General features: G+C 29.1%; 17 protein-coding genes. 6 read left to right on the top strand and 11 right to left on the bottom strand.

The genetic code is table 11. The annotated features are described in order from the left end of the window. Positions 1–71 precede the first annotated feature (71 nt). The 10 genes from QE177_RS00425 to cpxR form a co-directional block, all read right to left on the bottom strand. On the bottom strand, positions 72–1145 hold the full coding sequence (locus tag QE177_RS00425; protein WP_280550815.1) for a glycosyltransferase family 4 protein: 1074 nt from the start codon (positions 1143–1145) through the stop codon (positions 72–74). Positions 1146–1182: 37 nt separating this feature from the next. Next, positions 1183–2286: an EpsG family protein gene (locus QE177_RS00420; RefSeq protein ID WP_280550813.1), complete on the bottom strand. Its 1104-nt coding sequence runs from the start codon at positions 2284–2286 to the stop codon at positions 1183–1185. After that, positions 2283–3308, bottom strand: a complete 1026-nt coding sequence (locus tag QE177_RS00415) for a stealth family protein (protein WP_280550812.1) — start codon at positions 3306–3308, stop codon at positions 2283–2285. The genes QE177_RS00420 and QE177_RS00415 overlap by 4 nt, the downstream gene beginning before the upstream one ends. 92 nt (positions 3309–3400) lie before the next feature. Next, complete coding sequence (locus QE177_RS00410; RefSeq protein ID WP_280550811.1) at positions 3401–4453, bottom strand: hypothetical protein; 1053 nt, start codon at positions 4451–4453, stop codon at positions 3401–3403. A 45-nt stretch (positions 4454–4498) separates the two neighbouring features. Continuing rightward, the gene (locus tag QE177_RS00405) at positions 4499–5707 is read right to left on the bottom strand and encodes an O-antigen translocase (protein WP_280550810.1); all 1209 of its coding nucleotides are present in this window, start codon (positions 5705–5707) and stop codon (positions 4499–4501) included. A 52-nt stretch (positions 5708–5759) separates the two neighbouring features. Continuing rightward, a complete protein-coding gene (locus QE177_RS00400; RefSeq protein ID WP_280550809.1) occupies positions 5760–6887 on the bottom strand; it encodes a DegT/DnrJ/EryC1/StrS family aminotransferase in 1128 nt (375 codons plus the stop codon). A gap of 48 nt (positions 6888–6935) precedes the next feature. Beyond that, the gene (locus tag QE177_RS00395) at positions 6936–7337 is read right to left on the bottom strand and encodes an FdtA/QdtA family cupin domain-containing protein (protein WP_280550808.1); all 402 of its coding nucleotides are present in this window, start codon (positions 7335–7337) and stop codon (positions 6936–6938) included. A gap of 61 nt (positions 7338–7398) precedes the next feature. Beyond that, a complete protein-coding gene (locus QE177_RS00390; RefSeq protein WP_280550807.1) occupies positions 7399–8571 on the bottom strand; it encodes a formyltransferase family protein in 1173 nt (390 codons plus the stop codon). A gap of 1230 nt (positions 8572–9801) precedes the next feature. Then, on the bottom strand, positions 9802–11172 hold the full coding sequence (gene cpxA / locus QE177_RS00385) for an envelope stress sensor histidine kinase CpxA (protein ID WP_280550806.1): 1371 nt from the start codon (positions 11170–11172) through the stop codon (positions 9802–9804). Then, positions 11169–11864 carry an envelope stress response regulator transcription factor CpxR gene (gene cpxR, locus QE177_RS00380; RefSeq protein WP_032115780.1) on the bottom strand — a complete coding sequence of 232 codons (696 nt, stop codon included), beginning with the start codon at positions 11862–11864 and terminating at the stop codon, positions 11169–11171. The genes cpxA and cpxR overlap by 4 nt, the downstream gene beginning before the upstream one ends. Before the next feature lie 154 nt (positions 11865–12018). On the opposite strand from cpxR, the gene QE177_RS00375 reads away from it, so the two are divergent. From QE177_RS00375 to QE177_RS00350, 6 genes are all read left to right on the top strand, one after another. Continuing rightward, entirely contained in the window at positions 12019–12531 is a 513-nt protein-coding gene (locus tag QE177_RS00375; RefSeq protein ID WP_280550805.1) for a Spy/CpxP family protein refolding chaperone, read from the top strand. A gap of 726 nt (positions 12532–13257) precedes the next feature. After that, positions 13258–13938 (top strand): response regulator transcription factor, encoded by a 681-nt coding sequence (locus QE177_RS00370; RefSeq protein ID WP_280550804.1) that lies wholly within the window; start codon positions 13258–13260, stop codon positions 13936–13938. Beyond that, positions 13925–16237, top strand: coding sequence for an ATP-binding protein (locus QE177_RS00365; RefSeq protein ID WP_280550803.1), 2313 nt, complete (start codon positions 13925–13927; stop codon positions 16235–16237). Before QE177_RS00370 ends, QE177_RS00365 begins: the two co-directional genes overlap by 14 nt. Positions 16238–16529: 292 nt before the next feature. Then, positions 16530–17270 (top strand): porin family protein, encoded by a 741-nt coding sequence (locus QE177_RS00360; protein ID WP_280550802.1) that lies wholly within the window; start codon positions 16530–16532, stop codon positions 17268–17270. Positions 17271–17451: 181 nt separating this feature from the next. Then, positions 17452–17721, top strand: a complete 270-nt coding sequence (locus tag QE177_RS00355; protein WP_280550801.1) for a helix-turn-helix transcriptional regulator — start codon at positions 17452–17454, stop codon at positions 17719–17721. 494 nt (positions 17722–18215) lie between these two features. After that, positions 18216–19364, top strand: coding sequence for a BamA/TamA family outer membrane protein (locus tag QE177_RS00350; protein ID WP_280550800.1), 1149 nt, complete (start codon positions 18216–18218; stop codon positions 19362–19364). Between the two features lie 593 nt (positions 19365–19957). Here QE177_RS00350 and QE177_RS00345 read toward each other — a convergent pair. Beyond that, the gene (locus tag QE177_RS00345; protein WP_280550799.1) at positions 19958–21067 is read right to left on the bottom strand and encodes an SGNH/GDSL hydrolase family protein; all 1110 of its coding nucleotides are present in this window, start codon (positions 21065–21067) and stop codon (positions 19958–19960) included. Positions 21068–21401 lie beyond the last annotated feature (334 nt).

Here is a 21401-nt window from a genome sequence, read left to right as displayed (position 1 = left end):
ATTAAAAATTATTAAAATATTTTATGTTTCAGTTTAACATATCTATTATTAAAATTTATGAAAAAAAGCACTTACGAATCCATTAATCGGAGATATAATTTATAATAATGGTTACCCATTATATCCGCAGTGTAATGTGAAAGATATTTACTATATGCTTTTTTTATAAATTCATCTCTATTTTTATCTGCATATCGTATTGCATTTTCTAAACTAGTAATATTACCTAACTGAAAAAAACTAACTTCATCTACATTAAATAATTCATTAAAGGTATCAATATCGGAACAAACGCAAGAACAATAATATAGTGCCTCAATCAACGATAATCCAAAACCTTCAGATAAAGCAGGAAAAATAGCTATATCAAATAAAGAATAAAATAATTTTCCATCTTTTTTAGAACCTAAAAATAAACATCTATCAGAAACACCTTTTTTATCAGCTAATTTTTTTAAATTTTCCTCTTCCGGGCCAGAACCAATTATTACAAAACAGTAATCAGACAGTTTTTCTAAAGATTCAATAACTTGAGCCAAACCTTTTCGCTTGTATAATACAGAAACACTACCTATAGTTTTATAATTTTTTTTAAAAAAAGATATTTTTTCTTTTTCTTCCTTTGATAATTCTAATCGATTTAAACCTATATTTTTATCAATATTCCTGCCGTTATTAATAGTAATTAACTCAGCTTCTTTTATCTTTTTATCGTACTTTCTTCGCATACAATCAGTCAAACAGATTATATTATCATGTTTTGACAAAATTAATTTAACCCACACCCATTCCAAAATAAATCCATATATACTATTATAATTATTTTTATATTCTTTATATATATCAGTGTGCAGCGTTGATAAACATTTTCCTTTAATTTTACTGCGATTCTTAAAAACGTATAAATCAGGTCGTAAACAATGTGAATGCACTATATCACTATTAAAAAGTTTACTAATATTCTTTTTATCTTCAATATGATAACAGTTCACTCCAAATGACAATTCAGGTTCTATTCTATCTAAATAGAACACGTTAATCACCATATTTTTATGATTTGCAATGATAAATTCTATAATACCTTTAACAACAATGACTGGACCAGCATTACGCAATGCTGGAATAATAAAAGATACTGACTTCATTCTATAATACTCACTCGATAACCCATTATAAAAATATTCAATTAAAATAATGAGTTAAAAAAGTCTGATAGGGGTTTATTCTTAATCCAGTAGTAATATAGTATGTCGCAAAATAAATTGAACGTTCAAATACTAAAAGTTGTAATGCACAAATTATATAGCTGACATTTACTGTAAACATATTTAATTTTATTTTAATTAAATTAAAGTTAGTTATATACATAATACAAAATATTAAATATATAGAAAACAAGTCTCTAAATCGAGTAAAAATATACATTTCCCCAGACAATATAACAGAAAAAACAAAACCAATTAACAGTATTATTGACAAATTGGTAAAATTAAAATCTTGAGCTTGTTTTTGGATTAAAAAATATTTTTCTAAAAAATAATTTACTAATATAATAAAGGGTATTAACAAAAGTGACATATACCCTAATAATGAAATAGTGACACTACTATTAAATCTAGAATTAATATAATTTGAATATTGAGTTAACTTAAGTAATGGTGAATTTAATATAATATCAGCCATTGGTAAAAATGCTATTACTATTAACCCAATAAAAATAAATATCAGTTTTACATATGTTAATCGAATTTTATAAAAAAAACTAATAATAAAAATAACAAAAGTAGAATAATGTGTACCTACGGCTAATAACATAAAAATAATATATTTTATTTTACAATTAATACATAAATAATATAACCCTAATAAACATAATGTAAGAGCTAGACCCAATTTTATTCCAGAATAACTACTTAAATATAAAATCAATAGATAAGATAATATGATAATATATTTTTTCCTGAATTTAGCAGCTAAAAACCAAATTAAATAATATGTAATAAAAGCAACTATGGCAAATAACCATTGGCTATTGACGCTAAATAATCTTATAAATTTAATTAATAAAGTAAATACAGGTTCCAAATAATTAATCGAATAGATATTATTAAAATAATTAACATATCCATTATAATCTCCACCAATGTTTTCTCTTATTGCTGATGGAATAAAAACAATCAAAAAAGAGATAATATAAAAAATTTTTGATTTATATCTTTCTGACAGCCAAGCAAAAAAAGTAGCTAAGAAAACAATACTATTATATAGAAAAAAAGAGAATATCATAATTCAAATACTGACTTATTTGGTAAAATTTTATTAAAAGCTAATTTAATTAATTCTTTATTTTCATTAAAATTATTTAACCTAACACTATCATTAATGCATATATCATAATATTTTTGATTTTTTATTATATCACATGCCTCTTGAACATCCTTATCACTGTTAAGGAATAAAGATTTTCTTTTACCCTTAAATTTAGTTGGATGAAATAGTCCATTAACTAATTGCCAATCTCTGAATAAATATTGAGTTACATCCATGGCATTTCTAAATTTATGGGATGTAATAGAATCCAAAAATAGTTTTTCCTTTTGCCAAACATCAATAAACGTCTGCTTTAAAAAAGGCTGTGCTAAATGAGGATAAGTAAAAGAAGTATAATTAGGCCACATTAATAAACTAAAATTCCTAAATATATCCAAACCGTATTTATAATTGAATACTTTAAATAAATTCCTTTTAATAAAAAATTTTTTATTATTATATTTATTAATAATTTGATTATTATTAATCAAAAAATGAGGCATTAATTCTTGTATATCATTTCCGGTAATAACATTAAAAATCATTTGATCTTTAGGTAAATCATTTTTAAAAAAATAATCAGTTTCTATATTTTTTAACAAAAAACAATCATCATTAAAAAATACAAATCTCTCAGCTAAGCCTTCAATTTTATGTAAATTTATTTCTATTGGATTCGCACTGAAGGTAGGCAAATATTTATTATCAATATAATCGGAATGCCTAACTAAATTTAATTTATCACACTTTTTATTTAGCCATGCAGGATAATGTCCACAAGTAACAAAATGAATTTTTCGAACCCATGGCGCAAATAACTCAACTCCCCGAAACCAAAAACGAAGATTATCCCAATCCCTATAGCGTGAAATATGATTACCTGTATCCAATTTATTTTCAACATCATACTTTTTACGACTTTGTTGCCATTTAGGATCATTACCATCCACCCAAATTAAAACAAAATCAATATCAGATGATTTAATATTATCACTCATTCTTTATCTTACCAATGATGGAATTTACAATTAACCCTTTTAAAAAAATTTCTATTATGAACTAATGGAATAACATTAATAAATAGATAAAGTTATATAAGATATTTACTTATTTTTTCCGCCACTCTCACAGGAGTATGCATTTCAATTGCATATTTCTGAGAATCTATTTTTTTTTGTAATAACGTCTCACGATTATCAATCAGTTCTTTCAATTTTAAATAAATAGAATCAACATTATTACTAATAGATTCCACTGGGCATTTTTTTATATTCAAATCATTACAAAAATATTTATTTGCTGGCGCTAAAACAATATGACCTGATAACATGGAATATATAGCATTCATTCCATAAGAATTACATTTCGTCTGATCTATTGAAATATCTGCTTTTTCTAATATTTTTAAATATTCATCCAAAGGGAGTCTTTCAGGATAATAAATTTTCACTTCATTACCATATTCTTTTTTTATTTTATCTACAGCTTTTCTAATTATAGACGTTCCTTTAAATCCCTCTCTATTTACTCCATGCATGATAACAATTTTATCTTTTATTTCTCTTATTGGTAATATTTCACCATCACAGGCAAGGGGAATAGTTACGGTAACCTTATCTGCAAATTTAGATAGTATCCAAGCTTTTCTATAATCATACATTGCCGGAATAATCTTATATGCACATAATGCAATAATATTATTAATAAAAATATCACTTTTCTTGCTATAATAGTTTTGTTCTGGTAACTCAATATCTATGTAAGGCCAGTTCTCGATCTGTTTCAATTTACCTCGCTTTATAAATTCAACATCATCACCACAACATAACAAAATTATTCTTTTATTTGTAATTTTAAATAAAAATAATATAAACGGACCCAGAAGGCCGAATCTAAAAAAAGCAGGGTTCATTATCAAGATATTTTTAAAGCGTAACATTTTTGGTATAAGCATCAATAATGAGAACAGTTTAGTAAAACGACTTTTCCCTTTTAATTGAAAATCACCATTTATTTTTTTAAAACCATCGCCAAATAAACTAAATACTTCAGAATGATAACCTAAATCTAAAAAACCCTTAACTAATGATTTTCCATATCCACTGTATTCTCCATATATAAGAACAGATTTTTTCTTCTTCATTATATAGCTTATATCCTATATTATTACTCTAATTAATATAAAAAGTCATAAAATTCCACTACTTTTGGATTTTATAGTTATTATTATCAATATCACAATAAAATAAATAATATAATTAAGACAATAGGCATAAGTAACACCTATAGTATGAAAATTATCTACCAATATTATTGATAAAAAAACAAATCCAAGAGAAAAAATAATTTCTGTTATTAGATAAATAACAGTCATAGCCTTTGCTAACATTATATAAGCTAATAACCATGAGGCTATTTTAAAACCATCACCAATAATTTGCCAGGTAAATAAAGGCTTCATTGGTTCAAAGTTACTTGTAAATAAAACAAATATTATAAGATCTCTTAAACAATAAATTATAACTCCCAAAAAAATGGTTAATGGCAACAATATCTTATAGCCCTGTAATATTTCTCTTTTTAATTCTATATAATTTTTTATTTCTGACAATCTAGGTAAGTAATAAACACTTAAAGTAGTCGTGATTATTAATAGATATGTTGTTGATACATACCAAACACCTTGCCAATACCCAGCCTGTTCCAGTCCCTGTGTTGAACTAATATAATTACGGACAATAAATTGTGATGATGGTACCAAGATTGCAGAAGTAATTGCCATTATTGAAAAAGCAATTAACCGCTTAACCATCCCTTTATCAATGTTTTGAGTAAAAAAATGCCAGTTTATCAATTTATATTTATTTATTAAAAACAATGATATGAAAAATATAATAGACTGATTAGTAACAAGTGCAATCAGTGCGCCTTTTAATCCTAATAACACAATAAACAAACTGGTAAAAATCAAAGAATAAATACTTTGTATTATATTTATTTTTATATAATATTTTATTTTTTTTAATCCATTTAATATAGATAAAAACAAATTATTAACGACAAATAGAACTATTGTTATACCAAATAAAATAAAAACAAATGCATAATCTATATTTGATAGTACCTGAACTGCCCAATAGGAAGAAAATATTATTAATAATATGCCAACTGTTAATGAGGAAAACAAACTAATCTTTAACGCTGTACTAAACAATATTGATAATTTTTTTTCTTCTTCTCTGTATTCGGCCGTATATTTTACTACACCACTGTTTATAGCTCCTTGCGATAAAATTAATGCTATCTGACTAAAATTTTGAAATTGTCCAATAACTGCTAGTCCAGTAGGACCTATATATACTGATACAGCCTTATTTATTACTAAACCTGATAACATCCTAAAAAAAGTTGCTATCAAACTGAGTATTGATGTTTTGATTAGTGTCATTTTATTTATTTGAAAAATTGTTACAGACAGATATTATTTTTTCAACCTGCTCGTCCGTTATGACAGGACTAATCGGCAGGCTCAAAATTTGCTGATGGATCTGCTCTGTAATTGGCAAACTTAAATTATTCCACTGTGAATAAGCTAATTGTTTATGCGGTGGAATAGGATAATGCATCACTGTTTGAATATTATTATCTAATAAATATTTTTTTAATTTTTCTCTTTCTGCGCAAGTTATCACAAATAAGTGCCAGACATGACTTTGCTCTTCTTTACTACTGATTGTCGGAAGTTTTATAGCGGGATTTTTAATTTTTTCCAAATAATTTCTGGCAATATTCCGTCTATACTCTGTCTCTTTATCCAGATACTTCAACTTTACTGACAAAAAAGCAGCCTGTAATTCATCTAATCGACTATTTACGCCTTGATAAATATTTTCATATTTAACATGGCTGCCATAATTAGCTAATGCACGAATAACTTGCGCCAATTCTTCATCATCAGTAGTGACCGCTCCCGCATCACCCAATGCACCCAGGTTCTTTCCTGGATAAAAACTAAACCCACTGGCATGACCCCAACTACCAACTTTTTTGCCTTTAATACTAGCTCCATGAGCTTGAGCAGCATCTTCTAATACCAGCAGATCATAGCGTTTGGCAATATCCATGATGGCTAACATATCAGAACATTGGCCATAAAGGTGTACCGGGAGAATTACACGAGTTTTATTGGTTATTTTTTGTTCTACTCTCGTCGGTTCAATATTATAACTGTTCTCATTAGGCTCAATAAGAATAGGTATAAGTCTATTTTCAGTGATAGCAAGAATACTAGCGATATAAGTATTAGCAGGAACAATAACCTCATCACCTTCTTTTAATTTACCCAGCTCTTTCCATGCACGCAGTGTTAGCGTCAATGCATCTAACCCATTAGCTACACCAATACAAAATTTAGTACCACAATATTGGGCAAATTCTTTTTCAAAAGCGTTGACTGCTGTTCCTTGTATATACCATCCAGATCTAATAACTTTAATTGCAGCCTCTATTAATTGATTCTCATAGGTTTCATTTATTTTTTTTAGATCTAAAAAATGAATAAGTTGATTATCATCCATATATTATTCTCATATTTTTATTTTAAACAAATAATAATGTAAATTAAGTTAAGATAATACTAAGGATAAAAAATCATCATAATTTCGGATATAATCTGCCTCATCATAATGTTCACTTGCTAACACTAATAGTACACAATCAGGGCTAAAATCGTGCATTTCACGCCAAATATTATTTTCAATTAAAAGACCTTTGGTTGGTGAATCTAAAACAATATCTATTCGATCTCTTCCATTATCCAAAGTCATTCGACACTTGCCAGTGACGCATACAGCCACTTGTTTTAAATTTTTATGAGCATGAAAACCACGAGATACCCCTAACTGGGTGCCAAAAATATAATAAACTCTTTTTATATTAAAAGGGATTGTTTTATTTTCTTCTAATGCAACAAGTGAGCCTCTATCATCACCTAAGGGAGGGAAATTGATATATTGCACTAAATTCATTATTTTTCTCTTACGCTAATTGTAATTAAATACTACTATGATTAATTTAGAAAATTATTGCTTAATTATTGGAATATAAAAAATGCCTTTCTTTGTTATTTAAATAATCTGTTAAAAATTTATAATACATATCAACTTTTTTATCATTGGCACCTAGCATAAGTAAATAATCGAATAATTTCTTATTGCCTGTTCTTAAAGCATATTCTTTTGCATACATTAATACGGTAGTACCTTTATAGTTAGTAGCATTGACATCTGCACCCATTTCTATTAAATAAGCAACTATATCATAATAACCATTATAGGCAGCAATCATTAACAAACTCCATGATTGTTGATTCCTATCATTAATACTTGATATATTACGAATATATTTCTTTAATTCACCTAAATTACCTTGTTGACATAATTGAAAAACCAGCTCTAACTTGTCTTTATATAGAACAATATCATAATCAATCGTAGAAAATTTTGAAGTGAACTGATTATTTTCAAGCATAGTTCCTGGTAAAGCCGATGAACGTTCATAAGTAATTTCATAATTACAATACACTACATTATTGTGTACTGGCAGTTGATAATTTCTAAAAGAGAAGGCTCTAATATACCTGCCTATTTCCCATGCCGTACGGTAAAAATTTATATTTTTATTGGAAAAATCTATAGATTTATTTGAATAGTAAGAAGAATATTCAACTGATTGTGGATAACCATCAAGATTATCTGCAATAATATTTTTTAAATTTTTTTCTATTAATTGAATAGCATAGTCAATATAATTTAAATAAACATCTTTTGATGTGTAATTATTTTCAATTGAAAAATCTATTTGATCAATAATTTTCCCAGTATCAATACCATTATCAATGAAATGTAATGTAACACCGCTATTATCATTATTTAAAATTGGCCAAACTGAAGTATACATTCCTTTATATTTAGGTAATAAAGAAAAATGTATATTGAAAAGACGCTTCGTTTTAAATTTTTCTATTTTTACTAACTTATCAAATTCAAGTGACAAAAAAACTGTTGCTCTTTTTTCCGCTTCTTCTAAAGTCAATATTGCGATATCTAATTCATTAGCGCGTTTTTTTAATGAATATTGCCAATCATTAATTCCATTATCTGTCTTATTAACAACAACAGCTATATCCTTAATATTGTATTTAAATTTTAATAAATTCAAAGTATGTACAGCGATATTATTTTTTCCAGCTATGATAAACATACTCGCCCACTTTTTCCTCTATCAAACAATACCTATTAATTTGATATTGTTTACGTTGAATAATTTTAGCCACAAAACCAATTATTATAGTTAGAACTAGAACTAAGCAAAGAAGTAATCATTCATAGCTACCGCACTGGATTATCGGTTCCCAGAGCACCATCTTTAACCTTATCAATCATATATCCTTTTGAATATCAATCCTTTTTTTATAAAAAAGTTATATGATTTTGCTATTTCCTAAGCCTTACAGAGTATGCATTAAGTGGTCTTAGGCCTCAATCTACATTCTTACCGTTTACTTTATCACTTACTGATATGATAAACTTTGATTTACTCATCATTAAAAAATTATTTTTATCATTACTAATCTTCTGCAAAACCATTTTTGATAACAAGTTAACTGTCTTAAGCTATCTTTGCCCCCTAACATAAACTTAATGCTAAGAGATTTAATGGGCCATGTTAGATATGTGTTTAATGTTTACCGCATTGAATTTGCAAACCCTAGCTCAAACCAGAGCTATCACGGTTTTTTTAACCAATTTAATTATCACTCTAGAAATTTGCTGCTGTTAAACAATTAGCTATCTTTATCACCTAAATTATGAGCAACAACCCATAGTTATAAGTAATTAAATCATTCAATACATTTAACTAGTTATAAATACAACTATAAGCTAGGTGGTATAATCTCCGTAGCTTACAGCCTGAGGGCAGGATTTTAATTCATAACATGATCAAATGCCATTAATGCTAATATGATAAAATAGTTTACATTATGAAATATTCTGAAACAAGTAAGACAAAAAATACTAAAATGTTATTTCAGCAGAATAATATATTAATTATTAATACATTATAAAGATATAATCATTTTTTCAAGCAATTATGATTTAACGCAAATCAAATAGAAATTCACTTTAAAATCAATTTATTATAAAAAGGAATAAAACATAAAGAGAATAAGATAGTTATTTTTTATCTAATCTAACTATAAAAATAAAATAGTTATTATCTTTTAAGCTATCTTTCAACTTTTTTCTTCATTAAACTAATTTAATCTACACTTTTAGAAGCTAAAATATGGCTAACAGTCACGATAACAAGCCTGCCTTTCAGTAAAGAACCTCCCTTAACTCATTAATAATACTAATATATTTTCAATTAATTACAAACTCAATACTATTGAAAACATTATTAACTGTTACAATTTTCCACTTAAAACAGTTAACGCCCATGCAATGGTAACCAAATCCTTAATTGTAACCCACCTAATGGGCTATCCGAGGCCTTTACCCACCCTTTATGGTGAAAAACCGCTGTTTCGACAATCGCTAGCCCTAAACCAGTCCCGCCAGATTGCCTATCTCGCGCTTCATCAGTTCGATAGAATGGACGAAAGATTTTTTCTCGATCTTCTTTTGACACTCCTGGACCATCATCATCTACTGTAATCAAAATACCTTGATTTTCTTCTTTAAATGCAACTTCAATACGGTTATGGGAATAACGTAAGGCATTGCGAACAATATTCTCTAATGCGCTACCCAAGGCAGGAGGGTTACAATAAATCGTCCAAGAACCAGGCGGAGCCGTAACATTCAGTGTTTTGTTCATTTGTTCGGCTTCAAAAGTGGCATTATCCAAAATATCATTCCAAAGATCGGTAACTTTTATATTTTGCCTCAATATTTCATTCTTATGCTGACTATGTGACAGTACCAACAAATCATTAATCATACCATCAAGACGCAACGTTTCAGTTTCAATCCGTTCTAACTCTTTACTCTCGCCATGTCGGCGACGTAGTAATGCGGTCGCTAATTGTAGGCGTGTTAATGGGGTGCGTAACTCATGGGAAATATCAGAAATCATACGCTGTTGCGCACTAACCATTCCTTCTAACGCACTAATCATCTGATTAAAACTGTTTCCTACCGCCAAAAACTCCTGGGGCCCAGACTCCAATTCAGGGTGTTGACGTAAATTGCCATTAGCAACATCATCTGCGGCCATTTTCAATTTTCTAGCCGGTTTTGCCAAACTCCACGCTAACCATAACAATAAGGGAGCACTAATCAACATCGTGGCAACTAGTAACAAAAATGGTCTATCAAAAAGTAAACTTATAAAATCAGACTGGGGACTACTAGCAGGTCGAACCAAATAAAGTTGATAATGATCTTCCCCATCACGAATTGAAAAGGGCCCTAACATCTCTATCCGACCATATTTTTTCTTTTTCGGATGATCTGCATTATCTGATTGCCCAATAAAATTACGAATTACCTGCATTTCATTAGGCATAGCACCAATAACCCGCCCTTCACTAGTCACCATAATAAGATGCTGACCTGGAGGAGCCCACTTTTGAATGGCGTTAGAGAGCCGGCGCCACCACATAAGATCATTAATCGGGTCGCCAGCTAACTCAGCTTCTATATGCTGTTCTAACATAATACCTTGACGGTATTCACTCTCCAGCAGCGGTGTGATTTGCCTTGAATCAAGCTTAGGTACCATCAACACCAACATCAATACTAAAGCCAGCGTAAACCAAAAAATGGCAAATATCCTGGCTGTTAAACTATTTATCATGTCGCTGAAACCATCAAATATCCTCGTCCACGTAGAGTTTTAAACCAAGGCAAACCATCGGTTCTTTCAGGTAATTTACGCCGCAAATTTGAGATATGCATATCAATAGCACGATCAAACGGTGTTAAACGTTTCCCTAAAACCTCTTGGCTAAGATGTTCTCGGGAAACAACTTGACCAAGATGTTGTGCTAATAAATAGAGTAAAGTGAACTCTGTTCCAGTGAGATCAAGAACCTTTCCATTAAAACTGGCTTCTTGCCGTCCTGGATTCAACTGTAAACCATCTACCTGACAGATTGACGAATTAAGATTATCCTGACTTTGCTCACTCCAATTTGAGCGCCTTAGTAAGGCTCGTATACGTGCAACTAATTCCCGATCATTAAATGGTTTAGGTAAATAATCATCTGCTCCTAATTCCAAACCAAGAACACGATCCAAATCACTGCCGCGAGCGGTTAACATAATCACCGGAATTTGATATTGTCGACGTATCTCTTTTAATGTATCAATACCATTTTTCTTGGGCATCATGATATCAAGTAATAGTAGATCAATTGTTGAATCGAGAAGCGTTAATGCTTGTTCGCCATCATAGGCGATAATCACACTAAAGCCCTCCATTTCAAGTAATTCTTTTAACAGCGAAGTCAGTTCGCGGTCATCATCAACAAGTAAGATTTTATGCATTAGTCATATCCTCCAAGAGCAAAATACGACAAGAATCGCCGCGATGCCATGACTTTACGTTCTTTTACATGCTCTGACGCTTGTTTTCAACCACACGGATATAGTTAGTATAATATTAACATTTTTATCCAAAGAGGGCGGGAGTAAATTATTAATGCGTCACTGGGCAATGATAACTTTTACATCATCGCTATTTATTGTTGGCTCAACATCGGCTTTAGCCGAAACAGCAGATGTTAATTTAGCAGCAACACAACCCGCCGAACAAATACAGGCTGTAAAACATGATAGCCCTATTTCTAAGCGGAACATAACAAGAGACAAGCTATGTAATCCCTATGATATATTTGTTCCTTTAATAAAAGGTATTACATTAAGCGAGAGACAACGCCAGCAAATGCGTGACCTGATGGCTTCACAGCGGCAACAAAGTTTTAAAAAGAAAGTTTCACGACAAGAAAGAGAAACTTTACATGATTTAATGACAGCAGATATTTTTGATGAAGTCGCTTTTCGCGCAACAGCAGAAAAATTGTCACAAGAAATTGTTGAACAACAAATTGAGATGGCTCGTATTTATCATCAATTTTATAAATTATTAACACACGATCAAAAAATGATACTGGAGAAACAACATCAAAAACAGCTATCACGATCAAAGTATTGAGTATTTCGTAACAAACTTAGCAATAAGTAGCAATAAGTAGCAAGTAATCATTGAAGTTTTTCCTTGCCATAGACACCATCCCTGTCTTTGTTGCCCTCTATTATAGAGGGCTTTTTTCTATGTTAAATGAGGATTAATTATTAAATAGCTAAAATACTATAACCTTCTAAAAAATAAAGTGAAGTTATAATAATCTAACAAAATAATTTTCTATTTCTTACCCTAAGGTAATTAATACATAACTAGGCATTGTATTTTAACATAATAGTTTTTTATTGTTACATAACTTAAAAATATGTTCTATAACACTAAATCATTTACTTAGTATAAAATAGGTTTAACAATTCTTAATTTCTTCAAGTTCCTAAATAAATTCTACTTCTATAGCAATATGTTTAATTAATTTTCAGCTAACAAATTAACAATGAAGAAAATATTTAAATTTATAATTCCATCTAGATAAATCACAGTCTAAATTAGCAACATTTTGATTATTTTTTAAGTGTTAAAATAATAAAATTTCTTATTAAAGCTGGGGGCTGTCTCTCACGTCAATAATTACCCATTTAACAATCTACTTAAAACATTATTAAAAAAAATATAATAATTTGTTTATAATAGTTATTTTTCCATTATAATTAAAAATTAATTATTGAAGATTTTGTTTAAAATAGAAAAGTGACATTCTTAAAACTATTCCAGTTTCTGCTACTGTAAAGGATGTGTATGAAAAAAATAGAAGTAGTTGTACTTGATGATCATTCTATAATTTTATCAGGCATAGAAAAAGAACTGGAATCAACTCATGTTTCAGTATTAAATAGTTACACAAACTCTCATGACTTAAAAAAATATTTAGCTGCCAATACACCTGATATAATAGTCATGGATTATGCCTTATCACCTGAAGATTTAGATGGACTTACCCTGATAAAGGATCTCCATAAAAGATATAACAAATTAAAAATATTAGTTATATCTGCCTATTCAGATCTTGCCATAATAGGACAAATTTTCAGATGTGGCGCAAAAGGTTTTATAAGTAAAAAAAATGCTAAAAAGCAACAGCTAATAAATGCAGTAGATGCGATATATAAAGGAAAATATTATTTTAATCAGGTATTTGACAGTTTAAAAAAACTTGAGTTTCACTATGAAAGTATCACTGATAATTCACCAAACTCTATATTATCAAATGTCTCCGTTTCTGATTTATCTAAAAAAGAGTTAGAAGTAATTCGCTGTTTTCTCGATGGTTTAACTGTTTCAATGATTGCCCAAAAATATAATCGCAGTATAAAAACAATAAGTGGACAAAAACAAACCGCACTTAGAAAATTAGGTTTAACTGCCGATCATCAATTATTTATTATAAAAGACGAAATATTGAAAAATGAAAAAATTTAAATTAATTAGCCTAATTTTTAATTTAATTTTACCGACTACTACTTTAGCGACAGAATTTAATCAAATTGAACGGGATTGGTTAAAGCATAACCCTGTCATTTATTATACTATCATTCCTAATAATCGAATAGAGTATATTGATAATAATGTTCATCATGGCATATCTCGCGAATATTTAAATGAAATAGAAAAAAAAACCGGATTAAAATTTATCTATCGTGATCAAAAAGAAAAAAATATAAAAATTATTGCTAATTTTATTAGTAAAACGTCTAATGATAAAAAATGGTTACAAAGCTATCCCTATATCTTCACCTCAGCAGTAATCGTCACAAGACCAGATGCACCATCTATGTTTACACCTCATCAACTTGATGGGAAAAAAGTTGTGGTAAAAAGAAATAGTTCTTATGAAGCTTTTTTAAAAGAACACTACCCCCAGATAATACTAATCCCAGAAGAAGATGCAATTTCAAGCTTAAATCAGCTGTGTGATACCTGTGATGCATATGCCGTTATAGGTCCAAACCTTATATTTTGGCCTCTGGTCCACAAATATTATGCCAATCATTTAAATTTTTCCGGTGTTATTCCTGAATTAAACACCAATATCACTATGGCTATTTCATCCGATATGCCAATATTAAAATCAATTATTGATAAATCGCTAAATAGTATCTCTGCCAAACGAAGTGATGAAATATATAAAAAATGGATTGATGAATTAGATATCACCGCACCACCATTTAATATGATATTAAAATATTATTATCTTGAAATAATTACCGCTATTTTAATATTTTTATTCCTATTAACATTACTTTTTTATATCAGAAAAGCGCAAATATCAGCTCAAAATAATGAATTATCAAAATCACTTTTTATCTCTATGATGAGTCATGAAATTCGTACACCATTAAATGCAATCATAGCATCACTAGAAATATTAAAATTGAAATTAAAAAATAAGGATCTGGAGAAGTTTACAACTATCTCAAGTAATTCATCCGTAGCTTTACTATCATTTCTAAATAATGTATTAGATGCTTCTAAATTAGAAGCAAAAGAACTAAAATTAAACAACAAAACAATTGATATCAATAAGTTACTTATTGAAACAAAAAATGAATTTACTCCTTTATCTGAATCAAAAAAAATAGATTTAATTTATAAATCATTTATTCCTGAAAAAACATATATTAATATTGATTCTGATAAATTACGTCAAATCATGCGAAATATCATATCTAATGCAATAAAATTTACAGAACAAGGATATATCTTATTTACTGCTAAATATACAAAAAATAAATTATTTTTATTAATAAAAGACTCTGGCATAGGCATCGATGAAAAAAAACAAAAAAAACTTTTCCAACCATGGTTTCAAGATGCCAATAAACAATTAAATTATAATCAAACGGGTAGTGGTCTTGGATTATTCATCTGCAAAAAATTTTCTAAGATTATGAAGGCTGATTTATCAATTAAAAGTATAAAAAATATTGGTACAGAAATAAAAATTGTTATCCCAGCTGATAAATCTAATGAAATAATAAATATTAATAAAGATGAAGAAATAAGTATCGAAAAAATCAGTACACTAAGTAAATTATCGATTCTTATTATTGATGATAATATATATAATATTGATGTTATCACTAAGCAATTAGATATTTTAAACTGTGATTGGGAATATGTATTAAATGGTAATGATGCAATAGAAAAATTCAAACAAGAAAATTATTATGATTTAGTACTATTAGATAGTTTTCTGCCTGACATGACGGGATATGAAGTATGTAATACAATAAGAAATTTAGAAAAAATACAAAATCGGGTTACTACACCAATAATTTCCATCTCTGCGAATACCAGCAATCAGCATATTGAACAATTCATTAATCATGGTGGCAATGATATTTTATCAAAACCGATAACATTAAAAGACTTAGCCATATGTTTAACTAAATGGAGTTATTTAAATTCTAATATAGAAGAGCTATCTGAAAATATTAATACTAATAATAACGATGAACTATTTTATAAAATATTAACCGTAGATTTTAAAAACTTAAGTTTAGCTAGCACTATGAATGATACGAATAATATCAACTACTATTTACATCGAATGAAAGGAGCAGCTTTACAAAATAATAATCATACCATAGCGAATTTAATATCTTCAATTGAAAATTTAATTAAAAAAAATAGCATTGATATAAAAAACAATGAGGCTATAAAAACCTTATTGTTCCAATTAGAAGCTTTAACTCATAAAAAAAATGATTCTAATTAATCATGATTATCTCTGACTAAAAAACAACATATTCCATTTTTCTATTTTCTTATTTTTGAGAGTACTCTTGTTTAAATCTCATCAAGTTAACTTTATATTACCGCTAAGTAATTTTCATGTGACAAAAATTACTCAACATAATAAAAAATATAAGCCATATAATAATAGTTAATCAGAGCATACTTGATTATTTCTGATCATTATTTACAGGCTTTATTCTGATTAATTTAGAAAGGTTAGTCAGTTGATTATTAATATATTCTGATATCAATTAAACCGGAGAAATCATTGTATGAAAAAGTGTCTTGTTTTATTTTTAATAACGGGATTGCCTGCCACCATGGTAAATGCAGCAGACCAAACAGGATTGTATGTCACCGGTAAAATTGGTGGCTCTGTTGTACAATCAACAAAATCTACGGGTTCAATTTCTGCTGCAATGAATAGTAATAACATCTTTGATGAAAGTGGAAAATTAGATAATATTCCTTCTGGTGCCTTAGGAGGCGGAATTGCATTAGGTTATAACTTTAAACCTATGTTTCAATTGCCGGTCAGAGTGGAATTAGATTTTACTGCCAGAAGTAATCTGAAAAAAAATGGTTCAACTGGTGCAGAAATTGCAAGTCAGCCCTTAGATATAGAAATGAAAGATAAAATTCAAATCAATACTTTAATGGTAAATGCAATTTATGATTTAGAGAATAGTAGCCAATTTACACCTTATGTCTTAGCTGGCGTGGGTGTTGCGCAAAATAATCGAACTGCGAATATTAGTGCTGATTATCAGAACAATAACGTTGAATTACTGTCGGGTAAAAAAGTCAATTATAATTTTGCCTGGAGTATTGGTGCGGGTGTAAAATATGATATTAATAGTAATCTGGCTTTAGATCTTAGCTACCGTTATATCAATGCTGGAAAAACCAAAACAAATGGTGTAACAAATCTAGGTCCAATAAATATAAAAGGCAATCTAGAGTCCAGATTACATAGCCATGACATCATGTTAGGAATGACATATCTATTCTAATTTGATTTATTTTTTATAATTAGTAATTTTTTAACCTAAGTTAAAATATATAATATTTTTTTGCTAATTTTTATCTGGAAATCAGATAATTTATTTTCTGATTTCCAAATATTTTTCCATATTTATTTTCTTAGACGATTAATTAGAATTAAAATAAACCCAATATTAATTGGAGCACTTGATGAAAAGACGCCAAGAGATAGCTTGTTTATTAGGTAGAAAAATTAAAAAAATCAGAAAATATAATGGAATGACAGGAAAAGAATTATCGGTTAACCTTGGCATATCACAACAACAATTATCACGTTACGAAAATGGTATTAGCCTGATTACTATTGATAAAATCTATATTTTTTGTGATATATTTGATATAACGATTAGTCAATTTTTAGACTCCTGTAACGAACAAAAAAGTTTAAGCCATCATCATTTATTAAACTCTTTTTATTAATTAACAATAAAAAATTATAAACATCCGTTTATTTATAGTAATAAATAAAACAAAAAAATTTTGTAATATTTGTGCTAATTAAATGCTCACCAATAAAATTAAAAAAAATTATTTATAACATAATAATAAAATTTCACTATTAATTGAAAGTTAATTTTGCCCGCAATAATAAATTTATCATTCTGGCAATATTATTACCTATTTTTAATTAAATATTCACAATAACATGCCACACTAAGTTAGAATGTTTGATAATGTGATAAAATCCCTATATCATCGTCATCATTATGTTTTTCGAACTTTAGTGACACAATATAAAAACACCACATAAAAAGCTCAGAAACCAACTACAAAATCGCATAATATCTAGAAAATAAATCAAATTATAACGATAAGTGTAAGGCTTGGATTAATACTAATTGTAATATTTTTTCTAAAATCGGCGCCAATAATAGCCGTAATGACTTTATTTCCCAGGGGAGCTGAGTTTTTTAATGAGTTTCTATCGTAACATCATAAGATTAATTTTAATTAATTTACTTGCTGTGTCGACGACGGCCAACGCCAACATTTTGCCCGAACGACAAAATATCGATCGCGAGCTTGAAAAGTTGGGTGGAGCAAACCGTTTTGATGAAACTAAAACTATCGACTGGGGATTATTGCCAGGCCCTTTTTATACACCAGAAATGAGCGTCGGCGTTGGTGTAGCATTAGTTGGTTTATATCGTATTGATAAAAATGATAAAATTAGTCAACCTTCATCATTAGGTGTAAGTGGATTTGCATCAGCGACTGGCGCTTTCGGACTAAATTTTAATAATTATAATTTTTTATCTGCAGAACAATGGCGTTTATTTATTTCCGGTACGGTAAATAATATCCCCACCTACTATTGGGGAAAAGGTTATTCTGCCGGTAAAAATGACCACAACAAAGTGGAATATAAATCTCAAGAATTTGCTATCAGGCCAAGAGTACTTTATCGCATAGTCGATAACACTTATATAGGGTTAGGTTGGGATTTTTCATCACTCAATGCTAGTGATTTAGATGAACGTGGTAAAAATTATTTTGCCAAAACAGTAGGTGGTCGCTCTATACGTAGTTCTGGAATTAGTGCCCATTTCAATTATGATTCACGTGATTTCTTACCTAACGCCCGACATGGTCAAGCCCTTGAAGTTATATATAGCTATTTTTCTCCAGAACTAGCTAGCGACAATCGTTTTCAAAGCACACAGTTACAATATTCTGCCTATTACACACTATCAGAAAATAGCGTTTTAGCCGTTGATAATTATGCCCGTTTTACTTCAGGTTCAGTTCCTTGGGATCATCTCTCTTTATTAGGTAATGCAAATCAGATGAGAGGTTATTATGAAGGGCGTTATCGTGATAATAATGTCTTTACTACCCAATTAGAGTATCGTCGCAAGTTAGATTGGCGCCATGGTATCGTTGGTTGGATTGGGGCAGGCACACTTAGTGACTCACCATCAAAACTAGGCGCTAATCAATGGTTACCCACTGTTGGTATAGGCTATCGATTCGAATTTAAACCTAGAATGAATATTCGATTAGATTTTGGTATGGGTCGCAATAGTACTGGCTTTTATTTCCAAGTAGGTGAGGCATTTTGATTAGCAAAAATTTGTTATTTATAGTAGTAATAAGATAATTACTACGTGGAAATGGAACCAACAATACTAATGGGATTAATTTCCAAATCTAGCAATTGCCAAATCAATTTGCACTAACAAAATAACCAATTTTTCAATTAAACATGGAATAACTTGATAGATCTATTCAAAATTTAAGAAAATATTTTTGCCTAACTATATTCTGAACCCTATTGTATGGAACAAATTTATTCTTTATGCAGGCAGAAAAGAGCTTTATTTTCTCTTCAGTCGACAATATTTTTTAACCAATTACTTTTTAATACTATCTTATATTTGCTGTAAGCATTATTAAGATCGACAACAAGGCGACACAATATATCAGTAAATAAATTTGCTCGTCAAAAAGACATAACTTCACGAAAAGACAAGATGTCATGTAGCTGACTATATAAGGAATTTCTGTTCTATCTTTTGATAAAAGAGATGTTCATAATTAATACTACATTGAAAATCATATAAATATATTAATAGTTAACATAAAATAGACTAATTTAATTATTTTCTATTATTAAAAATAAAATAACATGAATATTGCTGAAAATCTCCATCATTTAATTAAGAATTTTTTCATAAATTAACCTTCCTAGCTCTCCATATCCTAAATTATTAAAATGAAGGTGGTCAACATAAATATTATCGTGAATTTTAGGTGATAGTCTCATTAAAAAATTCATATCATAATAAGGTATGTTTTCTTTTTGGCAACCCGCTTCAAGCTGTGAGGAATACTTTTTATGTAAGTCTAAGGCACATAAATGATCAAATAATTGCCAAAACTTATTTGCACAAGCCTTTACTGCATAAAACATCGCTTCTTCCTCTTTATGAAATTGCTCTTTGCTCCATCGAGATAGTGGCTGAAGGATATAATACACTTTAGCATCATGCTTTTTGGCTAATTGTTTTATCTGAACTGCTGATTGAACCGTCATTTTAACTGCTCGATTGATACGTTCCTTAATATCTACGTAGGTATCAGTATATTCCTTTTCCATTGGGTTTTGAGCAAGATCATCAAGCCAATTATTTAATCTATCAGCAAGCCTTGGGATAAACTTTTTTGCAGCACTATTATCGCATAGCGCATTAGAATTCATTCCATACGTTAAATCTTCATTATATTTATTCATATAATGAACCAGTTCGTAAGAATAATAATATTTACCATATTCTGAGGTAAAATCGTCGGGAAGCCCCTCAAAAGTTAATGTACTAAGACCACTTAAGATAATAATATTTTTTATTTTTTTAAACCGATGCTGATTCAGCATAAAAAGAATTGCTTCCTGCACACAATTATATCCACTACCACCAAAATTAAGCCAGATTTCTCCAGTCAACTTAGAAAGTATCGAAGAAATTGTATATGCATCCGAAGTAGCTCCGGTTCCCATTGCAGTCGAACCACCAATAACAATGTTAACTAATTCATCGGTTGGAAAATTAGTTGGTGAAACCCAACCAGAAAATGATTTACTTATTCGGAAGCCCATTTCATCGGTATTAATCACAGCTGATCGATAATTCTTTTGGTGAAAAAACATAGTGTAAGGAAGCCAGCGAACGCTTAAGTACATAAATTCATCATATTCACGCAGTTGTGGTGTAAGTTCATAACATCTTTTCACAGCTTCCTGATGGGTCATTTGTTTATATTTCATTATTTACCCCCCTAAATTTTTATGAAAACATGTAATTTAATATTTTCTAACCATCAATTATCCCAAACTAAATAATTTTTAGAACATTTACCGTATACACCTACAAATGCTATATTAAATTCCATTCTTTAAATAAATACCTACTTCATAACTACTAATAAAGATTAATATAATAAAAAATTATACGTTCTAAGTAACATGCGATCTTTAACTTTTATTTACACCGCAAAGTATCAATACTATAAAAACTTTTCCTAACCAGATAAAATGAATTTAATTCCTGAAACGATGAAATAACCATTGCGGCATTCGAAATCTACTTAGCAAAAAGATT

Origin of the sequence: Arsenophonus sp. aPb, from assembly GCF_029873475.1 — a bacterium.
In the GTDB taxonomy this organism is placed as follows: Bacteria; Pseudomonadota; Gammaproteobacteria; order Enterobacterales; family Enterobacteriaceae; genus Arsenophonus.
Note: the sequence above shows the minus strand (reverse complement) of the source record. Positions and strands in the feature narration are given on the sequence as shown.

What these genes read in the sequence shown, in the direction of transcription:
- QE177_RS00395 (WP_280550808.1), bottom strand. Translation starts at nt 7,337, where the DNA reads ATGAATTTAGTGCAATATATCAATTTCCCTCCCTTAGGTGATGATAGA.
- QE177_RS00365 (WP_280550803.1), top strand. Translation starts at nt 13,925, where the DNA reads ATGAAAAAATTTAAATTAATTAGCCTAATTTTTAATTTAATTTTACCG.
- QE177_RS00345 (WP_280550799.1), bottom strand. Translation starts at nt 21,067, where the DNA reads ATGAAATATAAACAAATGACCCATCAGGAAGCTGTGAAAAGATGTTAT.
- QE177_RS00415 (WP_280550812.1), bottom strand. Translation starts at nt 3,308, where the DNA reads ATGAGTGATAATATTAAATCATCTGATATTGATTTTGTTTTAATTTGG.
- QE177_RS00390 (WP_280550807.1), bottom strand. Translation starts at nt 8,571, where the DNA reads ATGTTTATCATAGCTGGAAAAAATAATATCGCTGTACATACTTTGAAT.
- QE177_RS00370 (WP_280550804.1), top strand. Translation starts at nt 13,258, where the DNA reads ATGAAAAAAATAGAAGTAGTTGTACTTGATGATCATTCTATAATTTTA.
- QE177_RS00405 (WP_280550810.1), bottom strand. Translation starts at nt 5,707, where the DNA reads ATGTTATCAGGTTTAGTAATAAATAAGGCTGTATCAGTATATATAGGT.
- cpxA (WP_280550806.1), bottom strand. Translation starts at nt 11,172, where the DNA reads ATGATAAATAGTTTAACAGCCAGGATATTTGCCATTTTTTGGTTTACG.
- QE177_RS00410 (WP_280550811.1), bottom strand. Translation starts at nt 4,453, where the DNA reads ATGAAGAAGAAAAAATCTGTTCTTATATATGGAGAATACAGTGGATAT.
- QE177_RS00360 (WP_280550802.1), top strand. Translation starts at nt 16,530, where the DNA reads ATGAAAAAGTGTCTTGTTTTATTTTTAATAACGGGATTGCCTGCCACC.
- QE177_RS00355 (WP_280550801.1), top strand. Translation starts at nt 17,452, where the DNA reads ATGAAAAGACGCCAAGAGATAGCTTGTTTATTAGGTAGAAAAATTAAA.
- QE177_RS00350 (WP_280550800.1), top strand. Translation starts at nt 18,216, where the DNA reads ATGAGTTTCTATCGTAACATCATAAGATTAATTTTAATTAATTTACTT.
- cpxR (WP_032115780.1), bottom strand. Translation starts at nt 11,864, where the DNA reads ATGCATAAAATCTTACTTGTTGATGATGACCGCGAACTGACTTCGCTG.
- QE177_RS00400 (WP_280550809.1), bottom strand. Translation starts at nt 6,887, where the DNA reads ATGGATGATAATCAACTTATTCATTTTTTAGATCTAAAAAAAATAAAT.
- QE177_RS00375 (WP_280550805.1), top strand. Translation starts at nt 12,019, where the DNA reads ATGCGTCACTGGGCAATGATAACTTTTACATCATCGCTATTTATTGTT.
- QE177_RS00420 (WP_280550813.1), bottom strand. Translation starts at nt 2,286, where the DNA reads ATGATATTCTCTTTTTTTCTATATAATAGTATTGTTTTCTTAGCTACT.
- QE177_RS00425 (WP_280550815.1), bottom strand. Translation starts at nt 1,145, where the DNA reads ATGAAGTCAGTATCTTTTATTATTCCAGCATTGCGTAATGCTGGTCCA.